The organism is Curtobacterium sp. 1310 (assembly GCF_017834105.1).
GTDB lineage: Bacteria > Actinomycetota > Actinomycetes > Actinomycetales > Microbacteriaceae > Curtobacterium.
Window position 1 is genome coordinate 109,749 of sequence record NZ_JAFICY010000002.1, and the last position, 13,727, is coordinate 123,475.

Genomic DNA, 13,727 nt, shown 5'->3' on the forward strand with positions numbered 1-13,727 from the left:
GACCATGCTCCTGAGGCATGCCGACCCAGACGACCGCAGCCGCGCCTCCCGTCCGTCCCCCGTCTCCGTCCACGAACGCGACCCGACGTCGCGTCGCGCTCGCGTCGTTCGTCGGGACGACCGTCGAGTACTACGACTTCTACCTGTACGCGACGGCCTCGGCGCTCGTGTTCGCCCCGACGTTCTTCCCGTCCGTCACGCCGGCCGTCGGTGTGATCGCGTCCTTCGCGACCTACGGTGTCGGCTTCGTCGCACGGCCGCTCGGCGGCATCGTGGCGGGGCACCTGGGCGACCGGATCGGGCGGAAGAAGCTGCTCGTGGCGTCCCTCGTGCTGATGGGCATCGCGTCGACGCTCATCGGGGTGATCCCCTCGGCGGCGACGATCGGGGTCGGCGCGGTGGTCGCACTCGTGGTGCTGCGACTGCTCCAGGGCGTCGCAGCCGGCGCGGAGTGGGGCGGGTCGGCGCTGCTGTCGGTCGAGCACGCGCCGGCGCGGCACCGGGGACTGTTCGGGGCGTTCACGCAGATGGGGTCCGCCGGCGGCATGCTGCTGGCGACCGGGGTCTTCACGCTCGTACGGACCCTGCTCGGCAACGAGGCGTTCCTGGCCTGGGGGTGGCGCCTGCCGTTCCTGTTCTCCGCGGTCATCGTCGCGGTCGGACTCGTCATCCGGCTCGGCGTGCAGGATGCCCCGGTGTTCCAGACGCTGCGCGCGTCCGGCGGTGTCGAACGGTTCCCGGTGTGGCAGGCGGTCCGTCGGCACCCGCGGTCGATCCTCGTCACCGCAGGACTGCGGCTCGTCCAGCCGGCGCTCTACTCGATCCTGACGACGTACTCGCTGACGTACCTCGGGGCGAAGCGCGGCGAGGAGGGCTCGGCGGCCGGGCTCCAGGCGGTGCTCGTGATCTCGGCGGTGTCGCTCGTGTCGACGCCGTTCTGGGGGTGGCTGTCCGACCGGGTCGGGCGCCGGCCGCTCGCGATCGGGTCGGCGATCGGGATCGGCGTGCTGATCTGGCCGTTCTTCGCGTTCCTCGACGCTGGGCCCCTGGTGCTGCTGCCGCTCGTGGCGTTGATCGGCATGAGCGTGTTCCACGACAGCATCTACGGTCCGCAGGCGGCGTGGTTCGCGGAGCAGTTCCCGACCGGGCGGCGCTACTCGGGGATGAGCCTCGGGTACCAGATCGGGTCGATCTTCTCGGTGGGGCTGACGCCGTTGCTCGCGGCGGTGTTCGTCGAGGTGGGCGGGGGCTCGCCGTGGATCCTGTGCGCGTACCTCGGCGTGTACGCGGTGCTGTCGGTCGTGGCCGCGGTGTTCGCGGTCGACCCGGTGCGCGACGCGCGGCGGGCGGACGCCCGGGCGGCCGGTGCCGGTGCCGGTGCCGGTGCCGGCGCCGGTGCCGGTGCCGGTGCCGGTGCCGGTGCCGGTGCCGGTGCCGGTGGGCCAGTATCGGGCTGAGCGACGGGGCTCGGGATCCGGGCCGCGAGGGACGTCGGTCAGCCCGGGTCTCGCCGTCGACCCCGCCGACTACGTCCTGAGCACCAGGTCCGCGAACTCGGCGGGCGCCTCGGCGGCGATGAAGGCGCGCTCCTGGGCAGCCCAGCGCTCCCACTCGCGGGCGAACACCTCGCCGTCGCGGCCGATCGCCCGGTCGCGTCGGACGTCGTCGTCCGCCTCGAGCCACACCCGGAGGGTCGCGTTCGGGGCGGACCGCCGGGAGAGCGCCCCGCACCCCTCGACCACCAGCGGCTCGTGCGACTCGATCGACACCCACTCCGCCGGCTCGGACCGCTCCCAGTCCCAGCGCCGGTACCCCGACGGCGTCCCGAGCACGTCGGACACGACCGCGTCGGCGGCCGCGCGCAGGCCGTCCCACCCGGGGTAGACGTCGTCGAGGTGCACGACCCGTGCGCCGAGCCGTGCCGCCACGGCGTCGCCCAGCGTGGTCTTCCCGGTGCCCGAGCGCCCGTCGACCAGCACGACGAGCCGTCGACCGGTGGCGGCAGCAGCGCCGACCGCGGCCGCGGCGATCCCCTCGACGAGCGCCGCATCCGGTGCCGCTCCCCCGGCGGTCGCGTCCGGCCGCGCACCCCGGGCCGTCACATCCGGCACCGCTCCCCCGGCGACCGCACCCGAGGCGGTCGCGTCCGGCCGCGCGCGCTCAGGCACGCCACGTCCCCGCAGCCACGGCCACCCCGATCGACGCGACACCGATCCCCACCAGCACGGCGACCATCGCCCACTCCGGTCCCGCGAACCGCGCCTGCCGCGCCCACGTCCGGGGACCGGGAGCGCCGAAGCCGCGCGACTCCATCGCCACCGCCAGCGTGGTCGCCCGGCGGAGTGCGAGCACGAGCAGCGCGAAGGCCATCGACGCTCCGCGCCGCAGTCGCCCGTGGTCGGCGAGCCCCCGTGCGCGGCGTGCCCTGGCGAGCTGGCGCCAGTCCTCGCCGAGCAGGGTCGTCATCCGCACCGCGGCCAGGGCCCCGAGCACGAAGCGGGCCGGCAGCCGCAGCAGCTGTGCGAGCCCGTCGGCCAGGTCGGTCGGGTCGACCCCGACGAAGAGCACGACGGCCGGCAGCCCGACCGCGAGGACCCGCAGCGCGGTCGCCAGCGCGAGCGTCAGCGACCCGTCGGTGACGTGGACGAAGCCGAGGTCGAACCACTCCCGCCCGGAGGGCCGCCCGTACAGCGCGATGCTCAGCGCCGTCAGGGGCACGGCGACGAGCACCGGCGACGCCCGCAGCAGCAGGGTCCGCGGCGGGATCCGGAGCACCGGGAGGAGCAGCAGCTCCAGCGCGAGCGCGACGGCCGCGGAGACGACGTCGAGACTCGTCACGAGGCACAGGCCGAGTGCGAGCACGCCGAGCATCGCGGCGACGGGCTGGACGCCGGCGACGCCGCGGCGCGTCCGGCCGGGAGGCTCGGCTCGCCCGCCCGCACCGGCGCGGGTCGTCGGGGCGGTCACCGGTGCACCTCCCTGGTCGGTCGGGGTCCGCCGGGTCCGGTCGACGGGGCGTCCGGTCCGGCCGGCGGGGTGCCGGGTCCGGCCGAGGGGTCACCGCGTCCGTCCGGTGGGACGGCGGTTCCGGTCGGCGGCACGGCGGTTCCGGCCGGCGGCACGGCCCTCGCACCGTCGGCGGCGAGCACGACCTCGTCGGCGTCGAGCGCACGGACGAGGTCACGGTCGTGCGTCACCACGACGAGCGCCGTCCCCACGTCCGCCAGCGCCCCGAGCAGGTCGACCACGGCCTGCCAGGTCGCACGGTCCTGGCCCGAGGTGGGTTCGTCCAGCACGACCACGGGCGGCCGCGAGGCGACGACGGCACCGATCGCGAGCCGCCGCTGCTCACCGCCGGACAGGGTGAAGGGGTTGGCGTCGGCGAGGTGCCGGAGCCCGAACGCGTCGAGGAGTTCCTCCACCCGCGCGTCGGCGTCCGACATCCCGAGCGCGCGCGGTCCGGCACCGAGCTCCTCGCGGACACTGCGCGCCACGAACTGGTGTCCGGGGTCCTGGAACACCGACCCGATCCGGGCCGCGAGCTGCCGGCTCGTCCACCGGATCGGCGCGTCACCGGCCTCCCCGGCCAGGTCGGGCGTCGCGAGGAGTGTCCCTCCGGACGGCCGCAGGAGCCCGGCGAGGGTGAGGCCGAGCGTCGACTTGCCGACGCCGTTCGGACCGGTGACCCCGAGGACCCGACCGCGACGGACCCCGAGGTCGATGCCGCTGCCGACACGGGTCCCGCCGGCACGTCCGAGGATGCCCCCGCGCGCCGTCGCGAGTCCCCGCGCCTCGAGCAGCGCCGTCTCATCGTCGCGCGGGCGGAAGGCGCCCCCGGCCACCGGTGCTCCCGGTGCTGATCCGCCCGCTCGCTCGGTCGACGGCGCGACCGGACGTCCGGCACCGGTCGACGGCGCGTCCGGACGTCCGCCGCCGGCCCGGGACGATCCCCGCGCCGGCTCGGCACCGGGCACCCACACGCCCGCCGCCGTCAGCGCCGGACCGTGCTCGGCGAGCACCGACGCGGGGGTCCCGTCCGCGACGACCCCGCCCCGGGGCTCGAGGAGCACGAGTCGATCGACCAGGTCGAGCCAGGTGCCGATCCGGTGCTCGACCACGAGCATCGTCGCACCGCTGGTGTCGAGCAGCGCCCGCACGGCGTCGTGGACCTGCGCCACGCCCTCGGGGTCGAGGTTCGCGCACGGTTCGTCGAGCACGAGCACGCCGGGGCGCATCGCGAGCACGCCCGCGAGCGCCAGACGCTGCCGCTGCCCGCCGGAGAGCCGGCTCGTCGACCGGTCGAGCGGCAGGTCGAGGCCGACGACCCCGAGCGCGTGCCGGACGCGTTCCCACGTCTCGGCCCGCGGGACGCCGGTGTTCTCGCACCCGAAGGCCACGTCGTCGCCGATGCGCGACATCACCGTGTGGGCCTCGGGGTCCTGCATGACGAGGCCGACGCGCCCGCGGACCGCGCGGGGGTCGGCGCCGTCGACCAGGACCGAGCCCTGCACGGCTGCGGCGGTGTCGTCGTCGGGGTCCGGCTCGTCCGCCAGCACCGCTGCGACCGCGCGGAGCACCGTCGACTTGCCGGCGCCCGAGGGGCCGACGACCGCGACGCGCTCACCCGGCTCGACGACGAGGTCGAGACCGCGCACCGCCCACGCGTCGCGCCCGGCGTACCGCCAGCCCCAGTCACGGAAGGCGATCCGCGCCGCCCCCGAGGACGACACGGCCGTCACCGAGCGGCGCGGGACCCGCGCTCGGCCTGCTCGGCAGCAGGCGTCGCGGTGCCGGACTGCGCGCCGTCGAGCGGAACGGTCGCGCCGGTCGGGGCGGACGAGTCCTGCGGGGTCGTCGCGTGCGTCCGTCGGGCGTGCTCACGCCCTGCGGCGAACGAGGACAGCACGCCGGTCGCGGCGAGCGCCCGCACGAGCAGCCACGAACCGAGCCCGGCGATCACGGCGCCGGACACCACCGCGGACACGACGTAGACGGTCTTGAACGCCGCGTCGAGCCCCGGGTACCAGAGCACCGTGTCGTTGATGCCGAGGGCGAGCCCCGCGGCGGCACCGGCGAGCACGACGACCGGCAGCCGGTAGGCCCGGTAGAGGAACAGTGCGAGCACGACCTCGGCCCCGAGGCCCTGCACGAGACCGGCCTCGAGCGTCAGCCACCCCCACTGGGTGCCGAGCAGTGCCTCGACGCTGGCGGCGACCATCTCGGCGTAGAGTGCGGCCCCGGGCTTCCGGACGACGATGGCGACGAGCGGCCCGGCGAGCAGCCAGACCCCGCCGAAGAGTGCCTGGGTGCCGGGGAGGACCAGGGCGGCGACGGCGCTGATCGGCTCGTAGCCGAACTCCCAGAGCTTGAAGACGACACCGATCGCGACGGCGAGGACGCTCGCGACGACGATGTCGACGACCCGCCAGCGCAACGAGCGCCTGACGGTGGTGGACGGTGCTGCGGACTGCGTGGTTGCAGGCATGGTTGCTGACTCCTCCCTGCGCCGGCATGACCCGGATCAGGTTCGACGGTCGGAGCGCCGTTCGCTCCCTCTCAGCCCGGCGGTCCCGGACTCCCGTGTGTGTGGCAGCAGTCTAGACGCGGTCGCGACCGCGTGACGGACGGGAGGCCCGTGGCGGCGTCGCCACGGGCCTCCCGTCCGGTGGGTCACTTCTTGAGGGCGCGGATCACCTTGCTCAGGGCCTTGCCGGTCACCCAGATGGTGGGGATGCTCACCGCGAGCAGCGAGATCAGGTTCGGCTCGAACTGCAGGTCCTGCCCCGGGCGACGCACGTAGGCACCGACGGGGATCGACGCCCCGCCGCCACCGCCGCCGCCGTTCTCGTCGTCCCCGCCGGCGCCGAAGCCGAACCAGCCGATGGACACCGGGATGAGGGTCTGGTCCCCGACCTCGACCGGTTCGCCGTAGTTGGTCGAGACGCCCACGGGGCGCACCTTGTCTGCGATCTGACTCACGATGTTGGCCATGCGCGCGAGGCTACTCGGCGGTTCCTCCACAGGCCGGCGAGCACCGGCGGCCGTCCACCCCTGGGGCTTGTCTGCGGACGCGGACGGCCCGCGCCGATACCGTGGCGGAACCCACACCTGGAGGACTGTTTGCACACCTGGCCCGGCAACCCGTACCCCCTCGGGGCGACCTACGACGGCAGCGGCACGAACTTCGCCCTGTTCAGCGAGGTCGCCGACCGCGTGGAACTGTGCCTCTTCGACGACGCGGGGAACGAGGAGTGCGTCGACCTGGTCGAGGTGGACGCACACGTCTGGCACGCCTACCTGCCGAACGTCGCCCCGGGGCAGGAGTACGGCTTCCGCGTGCACGCCCCGTACGACCCGGCGAACGGACTGCGCGGCAACCCGCACAAGCTGCTCCTCGACCCGTACGCCAAGGCGACCAGCGGGGACATCGACTGGGACCAGGCGCTGTTCTCGTACACGTTCGGCGACCCGGACTCGACCGACGACCAGGACTCGGCGTCCCACATGATGAAGGGCGTCGTCATCAACCCGTTCTTCGACTGGCAGGGTGACCGGGCTCCCCGGGTCCCCTACGGCGAGACGGTGATCTACGAGGCGCACGTCAAGGGCCTCACCGAGACGCACCCCGACGTGCCCGAGGAGCAACGGGGCACCTACGCCGGTGTCGCGCACCCGGCGGTCATCGAGCACCTCAAGCGCCTGGGGATCACGACGCTCGAGCTCATGCCGGTGCACCAGTTCGTCAACGACTCCACGCTGCAGGAGAAGGGGCTGTCGAACTACTGGGGCTACAACACGATCGGCTTCTTCGCGCCGCACTCGCACTACTCGTCGTCCGGCGACCGCGGGCAGCAGGTGCAGGAGTTCAAGGCGATGGTGCGCGAGCTCCACCGTGCCGGCATCGAGGTCGTCCTCGACGTCGTCTACAACCACACGGCAGAGGGCAACCACCTCGGGCCGACGCTGTCCTTCCGCGGCATCGACAACGCGGCGTACTACCGCCTGGTCGAGGACGACAAGCGGTACTACATGGACACCACGGGCACCGGGAACTCGCTCAACGTCGGGCACCCGCACTCGCTGCAGCTCATCATGGACTCGCTGCGGTACTGGGTCACCGAGATGCACGTCGACGGGTTCCGCTTCGACCTCGCCGCGGCCCTGGCCCGCGAGTTCTACGAGGTCGACCGGCTCGCGGCCTTCTTCGAACTGGTCCAGCAGGACCCGATCGTGTCCCAGGTCAAGCTCATCGCCGAGCCGTGGGACGTCGGGCCCGGCGGGTACCAGGTCGGCAACTTCCCGCCGCAGTGGTCCGAGTGGAACGGCAAGTACCGCGACACCGTGCGTGACTTCTGGCGGGGCGAGCCCTCGACGCTCGGCGAGTTCGCCTCGCGCATCTCCGGGTCGGCCGACCTGTACGAGCACGACGGCCGGACGCCCAAGGCGAGCATCAACTTCATCACCGCCCACGACGGCTTCACGCTGTACGACCTGGTCGCGTACAACGAGAAGCACAACGACGCCAACGGCGAGGACAACAACGACGGCGAGAGCCACAACCGGTCGTGGAACTCGGGCGTCGAGGGGCCGACGGACGACCCGGAGGTCGCCGCGCTCCGACTGCAGCGCCGGCGGAACTTCCTCGCCACCCTGCTGCTCAGCCAGGGCGTGCCGATGATCGCCCACGGCGACGAGCTCGGCCGCACCCAGCACGGCAACAACAACGTGTACGCGCAGGACTCCGCGATCAGCTGGATCGACTGGGAGCACGCCGACGACGAACTCGTGCAGTTCACCGCCGACGTCGTGAAGCTCCGGCACGACCACCCGACCTTCCGCCGCACCCGGTACTTCAACGGTCGTCCGGTGCGCCGGGGCGAGGGCGAGCCACTGCCCGACGTCGTGTGGCTGACCCCGTCCGGCGACGCGATGGACCCCGAGGACTGGGACTCCGGCTTCGGCAAGAGCGTCGGCATGTACCTGAACGGCGAGGGCATCCGCGGCCGCGACCGCTGGGGCGAGCGTGTGACCGACGTGGCGTTCCTGACGTACTACAACGCACACGACGACGTCGTGACCTTCACCCTGCCGCCCGAGGAGTACTCGCCCGGGTGGACCGTCCGGATCGACACGGCCGAACCCGGCGCCCGCGAGACGGTCCTCGACGCCGGGACCCCGCTCGACGTGCCGGCGCGCTCGATGATCGTGCTCCGTGCCGAGCCCGACCACGAGGTCACCACCACGCAGGTGGAGTCGGTCGAGGGCGGGCGGCAGTCCACCCCGACCAACCCCGCGGCGTCCACGGCGGCGTCCGCCACCGACCCGGAACCGTCCGGGGCGGAACCGTCCGACGCTGCACCGTCCGACGCTGCACCGTCCGGCGCGGAACCGTCCGACGCTGCTCCGTCCGGGGCGGAACAGCTGACGGCGTCGGCCGAGGGCACGTCCGCAACGGACCCGGTCAACGAGACCGACGCCGACCCCGACTCCCCTGACACCGAACCCGAACCCGATCCCACAGGAGCCACCGCGTGAGCGCTCGCCGCGTCCCCACGTCCACCTACCGGCTGCAGGTCACCGCAGACTTCGACCTCGACGCCGCCCGGGGCGTGGTCGACCACATCCGCACCCTCGGTGCCGACTGGGTCTACCTCTCCCCCGTGCTGCAGGCCGAGCCCGGGTCGCAGCACGGCTACGACGTCGTCGACCACTCGCACGTCGACACCGAGCGCGGCGGCGACGCCGCGCTCCGAGCCCTCGCCGAGGCCGCGCACGCCGCCGGGCTGGGCGTCCTCGTCGACATCGTGCCGAACCACGTCGGCGTCGCCACTCCCGAGGCGAACCCGTGGTGGTGGTCCCTGCTCGAGTCCGGACAGGGCTCCCCCGTCGCGTGGGCCTTCGACGTGGACTGGCAGGCCGGGGACGGGCGCATCCGGATCCCGGTGCTCGACGACCGGCTGCTCGACGCGGTCGAGCTGCGGGACGGCCGGCTGTACGTCGGCGAGACCGCCTACCCGGCGGCCGAGGGGACCGTGCAGGACGGTGACGACGTCGCAGCCGTGCACGCCCGTCAGCACTACGAGTTCGTGCACTGGAAGCGCGCGGACCACGACCTCAACTACCGTCGCTTCTTCGCGGTCAACACCCTCGCGGCGATCCGCGTCGAGGAGCCCGAAGTGTTCGCCTCGTCCCACGCGACGATCGGCGGCTGGTTCCGCGACGGGCTCGTGGACGGCCTGCGCATCGACCACCCGGACGGCCTGTACGACCCCGCCGGGTACCTGCAGGACCTGCACGACCTCACCGGCGGCGCGTACACGCTCGTCGAGAAGATCCTCGAGCCCGGCGAGCAGCTCCCGTCGTCGTGGCCGGTCGACGGCACCACCGGCTACGACGCCCTCGCCGTGGTCGACCGTGTCTTCGTCGACCCCGCGGGTGAACCGGCGCTCACCGCCGCGTCCGGTGCCGAGCCCGCCGACTGGCAGCAGCTCACGCACGACACCCGGCGCGGGATCGCCGACGGCATCCTCGGCAGCGAGGTCCGCCGGCTCGCACGGCTCCTCGCCCCCGTGGCACCCGACGTGCCCGAGGACCGCGTCGTCGACGCCGTCGCCGAGATCGTCGCGTCCTTCGAGGTCTACCGGACGTACCTGCCCGAGGGCGTCCACCACCTCATCGACGCCCTCGAACGCGCCGCCGAGGCCCGCCCGGACCTCGACGACGTGATCGACCGCATCGCACCGGCGCTCGTCGACCCCGGTCACGCCGCGGCCGTCCGGCTGCAGCAGACGTCGGGCATGGTGATGGCGAAGGGCGTCGAGGACACCGCGTTCTACCGCACGTCGCGCCTGACCACCCTGAGCGAGGTCGGCGCCGACCCGAGCCTGTTCGCCGTCTCGGTGGAGGACTTCCACCAGGCCCAGCGCGACCGCCAGGGCAGCTGGCCGCACACCATGACGACGCTCACCACGCACGACACGAAGCGCAGCGAGGACACCCGTGCGCGCATCAGCGTGCTCGCCGAGCTCGGCTCCGAGTGGGCCGACGCCCTCGCGCGGCTGCGGTCCCTGGCCCCGCTCGACGACGCCGTGATGGCGGACCTGCTGTGGCAGGCCGTCGTCGGTGCACGTCCAGCGAGCCGCGAGCGCCTGCACGCCTACGCCGAGAAGGCGTCGCGCGAGGCCGGCGACAGCACGACGTGGACCGAGCCGGACGAGGCGTTCGAGGAGCAGATGCACGCGCTCGTCGACGCGTCGTTCGACGATCCGCAGGTCGTGGCCGTGCTCGACGAGCTCGACCTTGTCATCAACGCTGCCGGTTGGTCGAACGGGCTGGCCCAGAAGCTCGTGCAGCTGACGATGCCCGGCGTGCCGGACGTCTACCAGGGCACCGAGGGCTGGGACCGGTCGCTCGTCGACCCGGACAACCGCCGACCGGTCGACTACGCCGAGCTCCGGCACGTGCTCGCCGGGCTCGACGGCCCCGAGGACGACGGCCCCGAGCGGCTGCCGGCCGTCGGACTCGACGGTGCCGTGAAGACCCTCGTCGTCAGCCGGGCCCTGCGCCTGCGCCGCGACCACCCCGAGCTGTTCACCCGCTACCTGGGGCTCGAGGCCACGGGCAGCGCCGCCGACCACGTCCTGGCGTTCGACCGCGGCGGTGCCGTGACCGTCGCGACACGCCTGCCCGTCGGACTCGAGCGGGTCGGGGGCTGGGGCGACACCCTGGTGCACCCGGTGCCGCTCGACCGGATCGACCTGCTCACCGGTCGACGGTTCCCGGCGTCCCGCGGCATCGCGCTCGCCGAGCTGCTCACGGACCTGCCGGTGGCGCTCCTCGTGCCCGCCGACCTCGCCGACGCCGGGGCGGCCGCTGCCTCCTCGTCCACGTCGACGACCACCCCCGCGGCCGCCGGACCGGACGGCGCCGCCGTCTCCGACCAGCAGGCCGAGATCGAGATCCTGGAGGGTCACGCATGACCGTTCCCGCCCGCTACGCCGTCTGGGCGCCGAACCCCGAGCGCGTGCGCCTGGTCGTCGACGACGTCGAGTACGCCCTGACCCGCGGTGACGACGACTGGTGGAGCACCGACGAGGTCGCTCCCGTGGTCGGTGCCCGCTACGGCTTCCGCATCGACGACGACGAGGACGTCCGTCCGGACCCCCGCAGCCGGTACCAGCCGGACGGGGTGCACGGCACGTCCGAGGTCGTCGACCCGGAGCGCTTCGCGTGGACCGACGAGGCCTGGACGGGCCGTCCCGCCCGCGGCGGTGTGATCTACGAGATGCACATCGGCACCTACACGCCCGAGGGCACCCTCGACGCTGCGGCCGCGAAGCTCGACCACCTCGTCGAGCTCGGCGTGGAGTTCGTCGAACTGCTCCCCGTCAACGCCCTCAACGGCGAGTGGAACTGGGGCTACGACGGGGTCGGCTGGTTCGCCGTGCACCACCCCTACGGCGGTCCCGACGCCTACGACCGCTTCGTCGACACCGCCCACGCGCTGGGCCTCGGGGTCATCCAGGACGTCGTCTACAACCACCTCGGCCCGAGCGGGAACTACCTGCCGCTGTACGGTCCGTACCTGCTGCAGGGGCTCGGGAACACCTGGGGCGACTCGGTCAACGTCGAGCACCCCGAGGTCCGCCGGTACGTGCTGGACAACGTGCGGATGTGGTTCCGCGACCACCACGTCGACGGACTCCGGCTCGACGCGGTGCACGCGATCCGGGACACCACGCGCCCGCACGTGCTGCAGGTCATGGCCTCCGAGACCGAGTCGTACTCGGAGTTCGTCGGGCGCCCGCTCTCGCTCATCGCCGAGTCGGACCTCAACGACCCGGTCATGTTCCGTCCGCAGGAGGCCTCCGGGTACGGCCTGACCGGACAGTGGTCGGACGACTTCCACCACGCCGTCCACGTGGCGCTCACCGGCGAGACGAACGGCTACTACGCCGACTTCGCACCGCTCTCGGCGCTGGCGAAGGTCCTGGAGCACGGGTTCTTCCACGACGGCACCTGGTCGTCGTTCCGCGGGAAGCGGCACGGTCGACCGATCGACCGCGGGACGTCGCCCGCGACGGCGCTGGTCGTCGCGAACCAGAACCACGACCAGATCGGCAACCGCGCCGCGGGCGACCGGCTCGCGGCGTCACTCGACGACGAGTCGCTCGTCATCGCTGCGGCGCTGACGCTGCTCGGCCCGTTCACGCCGATGCTGTTCATGGGCGAGGAGTTCGCCGCGACCACGCCGTGGCAGTTCTTCACCTCCCACCCGGAGAAGGCGTTGGGCGAGATCACGGCGAAGGGTCGGATCGCCGAGTTCGCGGAGCACGGCTGGGACGAATCGGTCGTCCCGGACCCGCAGGACCCGACGACGTTCTCGAACTCGAAGCTCGACTGGGCCGACGTCACCTCGGAGCGGGGTGCGCGGATCCTCCGGGCCTACCGCGTGCTCGTCGCGCTGCGCCGCACCGAGCAGGCCTTCGTCGACCACCGCTACGAGGCGAACGCCGTCCGCTTCGACGGGGACGACCGCTGGCTCGTGCTGACCCGCGGTCTGCTCGGGCCCGACGCGGCGCCGGTGCACGTCGTGGTGAACTTCGCCGACGACGCTGCCGAGGTGTCCGTCCCGGACGCGACCGGTGAGGAGCTCTACCGCTTCGGTGAGGCGAGCGTCGACGCCGGTGTGGTCGGGTTCGCGTCGCGCGGCGTGGTGGTCCTGCGCTGACGGACGTCCCCTGACCGATCTGCGTGAGCGACAGTCCCCCGTGGAACCCCCACGGGGGACTGTTGCTTCCGCGGAGCAGAGTGGCCACGACACCGGCCGGGCACGGCGCGGCAGAACCGCTACCGGTACCGGGCCGTCACCGGGCCGTCACCGGCACCGGTCCCGGGCCGTTGCGGGTCAGGCGGACTGGTCTCCGACCGCGTGCGCGTTCTTGCGCACCGAGGGCAGTCGGCGGTGGTCCTTCACGACGGAGCGCACCTCGCGCACCCGCCGGTCGATGCCCCACTTCGTCACGAGCGTCAGGCTCTCACGGACGATGTTGCCGCTCATCTTCGAGACGCCGAACTCGCGCTCGGTGAAGGTGATCGGCGTCTCGACGACCCGCAACCCGGCCTCGAGCGCACGCCAGCACAGGTCGACCTGGAAGCAGTACCCCTTCGACGCGACCCCGGCCAGGTCGATCCGCTCGAACGCCTTCGACGTGAACACCCGGAAGCCGCCGGTCGCGTCACGCACCGCGATGCCGAGCGCCATCCGCGTGTAGAGGTTCCCGCCGCGGGACAGCAGTTCGCGGTACCACGGCCAGTTCTCGACCTCGCCACCCTTGATCCAGCGGGAGCCGAGCACGAGGTCGTTCGAGTCGGCGAGCTCGAGCATCCACGGGAGGTACTCCGGGTGGTGCGAGCCGTCCGCGTCCATCTCGACGAGCTTGTCGTAGCCGTGCTCGAGGCCCCAGGCGAACCCCGCGAGGTACGCGCCGCCGAGGCCGTCCTTCACCGTCCGGTGCATCACGTGGACCCGGTCGGTCTCACGCGCGATCTCGTCCGCGATGTCGCCGGTACCGTCCGGGGAGTTGTCGTCGACGACGAGCACGTGGACGCTGTCGTCGGTCGCGGCCAGGGTGCGGGCGACGATCGGGCGGACGTTCTCCGCCTCGTCGTAGGTCGGGATGATGACCAGGGACGTGCTCATGGTGCTCCTCGCGGTTCGCATCGAA

General features: G+C 73.0%; 10 protein-coding genes and 1 riboswitch. Of the genes, 4 read left to right on the plus strand and 6 right to left on the minus strand.

The window, feature by feature from the left end; genetic code table 11:
• Positions 1 to 17: 17 nt before the first annotated feature.
• Positions 18 to 1,457, plus strand: a complete 1,440-nt coding sequence (locus JOD95_RS04690; protein WP_209683520.1) for an MFS transporter — start codon at positions 18 to 20, stop codon at positions 1,455 to 1,457.
• A gap of 69 nt (positions 1,458 to 1,526) precedes the next feature.
• Here JOD95_RS04690 and JOD95_RS04695 read toward each other — a convergent pair whose 3' ends face one another.
• The 5 genes from JOD95_RS04695 to JOD95_RS04715 form a co-directional block, all read right to left on the minus strand.
• Positions 1,527 to 2,168 (minus strand): ATP-binding protein, encoded by a 642-nt coding sequence (locus JOD95_RS04695; protein WP_307810371.1) that lies wholly within the window; start codon positions 2,166 to 2,168, stop codon positions 1,527 to 1,529.
• The gene (locus JOD95_RS04700) at positions 2,161 to 2,967 is read right to left on the minus strand and encodes an energy-coupling factor transporter transmembrane component T (protein ID WP_307810372.1); all 807 of its coding nucleotides are present in this window, start codon (positions 2,965 to 2,967) and stop codon (positions 2,161 to 2,163) included. The genes JOD95_RS04695 and JOD95_RS04700 overlap by 8 nt, the downstream gene beginning before the upstream one ends.
• A complete protein-coding gene (locus tag JOD95_RS04705; protein WP_307810373.1) occupies positions 2,964 to 4,730 on the minus strand; it encodes an ATP-binding cassette domain-containing protein in 1,767 nt (588 codons plus the stop codon). Before JOD95_RS04705 ends, JOD95_RS04700 begins: the two co-directional genes overlap by 4 nt.
• 5 nt (positions 4,731 to 4,735) lie before the next feature.
• Positions 4,736 to 5,485, minus strand: coding sequence for an ECF transporter S component (locus JOD95_RS04710; protein ID WP_209683523.1), 750 nt, complete (start codon positions 5,483 to 5,485; stop codon positions 4,736 to 4,738).
• Positions 5,481 to 5,592: riboswitch (TPP riboswitch) on the minus strand. Its footprint overlaps the gene before it by 5 nt.
• Positions 5,593 to 5,670: 78 nt before the next feature.
• On the minus strand, positions 5,671 to 5,991 hold the full coding sequence (locus JOD95_RS04715; protein WP_058727630.1) for a hypothetical protein: 321 nt from the start codon (positions 5,989 to 5,991) through the stop codon (positions 5,671 to 5,673).
• A gap of 129 nt (positions 5,992 to 6,120) precedes the next feature.
• Here JOD95_RS04715 and glgX point away from each other — a divergent pair, with 129 nt between their 5' ends.
• Genes glgX through treZ form a run of 3 tightly spaced genes read left to right on the plus strand, consistent with a single transcriptional unit; the run spans position 6,121 to position 12,730 of the window.
• Entirely contained in the window at positions 6,121 to 8,535 is a 2,415-nt protein-coding gene (gene glgX / locus JOD95_RS04720; RefSeq protein ID WP_066653022.1) for a glycogen debranching protein GlgX, read from the plus strand.
• Positions 8,532 to 10,979, plus strand: coding sequence for a malto-oligosyltrehalose synthase (treY, locus tag JOD95_RS04725; RefSeq protein ID WP_209683525.1), 2,448 nt, complete (start codon positions 8,532 to 8,534; stop codon positions 10,977 to 10,979). Before glgX ends, treY begins: the two co-directional genes overlap by 4 nt.
• Positions 10,976 to 12,730, plus strand: a complete 1,755-nt coding sequence (gene treZ, locus JOD95_RS04730) for a malto-oligosyltrehalose trehalohydrolase (protein ID WP_209683527.1) — start codon at positions 10,976 to 10,978, stop codon at positions 12,728 to 12,730. Before treY ends, treZ begins: the two co-directional genes overlap by 4 nt.
• Before the next feature lie 177 nt (positions 12,731 to 12,907).
• Here the strand turns inward: treZ and JOD95_RS04735 are convergent, their stop codons facing one another.
• The gene (locus JOD95_RS04735; protein ID WP_200884134.1) at positions 12,908 to 13,702 is read right to left on the minus strand and encodes a polyprenol monophosphomannose synthase; all 795 of its coding nucleotides are present in this window, start codon (positions 13,700 to 13,702) and stop codon (positions 12,908 to 12,910) included.
• Positions 13,703 to 13,727 lie beyond the last annotated feature (25 nt).

Excerpts from the sequence above, each read along its gene's own strand:
- JOD95_RS04690 (WP_209683520.1), top strand. The coding sequence starts at position 18 with ATGCCGACCCAGACGACCGCAGCCGCGCCTCCCGTCCGTCCCCCGTCT.
- JOD95_RS04710 (WP_209683523.1), bottom strand. The coding sequence starts at position 5,485 with ATGCCTGCAACCACGCAGTCCGCAGCACCGTCCACCACCGTCAGGCGC.
- JOD95_RS04715 (WP_058727630.1), bottom strand. The coding sequence starts at position 5,991 with ATGGCCAACATCGTGAGTCAGATCGCAGACAAGGTGCGCCCCGTGGGC.
- treZ (WP_209683527.1), top strand. The coding sequence starts at position 10,976 with ATGACCGTTCCCGCCCGCTACGCCGTCTGGGCGCCGAACCCCGAGCGC.
- JOD95_RS04735 (WP_200884134.1), bottom strand. The coding sequence starts at position 13,702 with ATGAGCACGTCCCTGGTCATCATCCCGACCTACGACGAGGCGGAGAAC.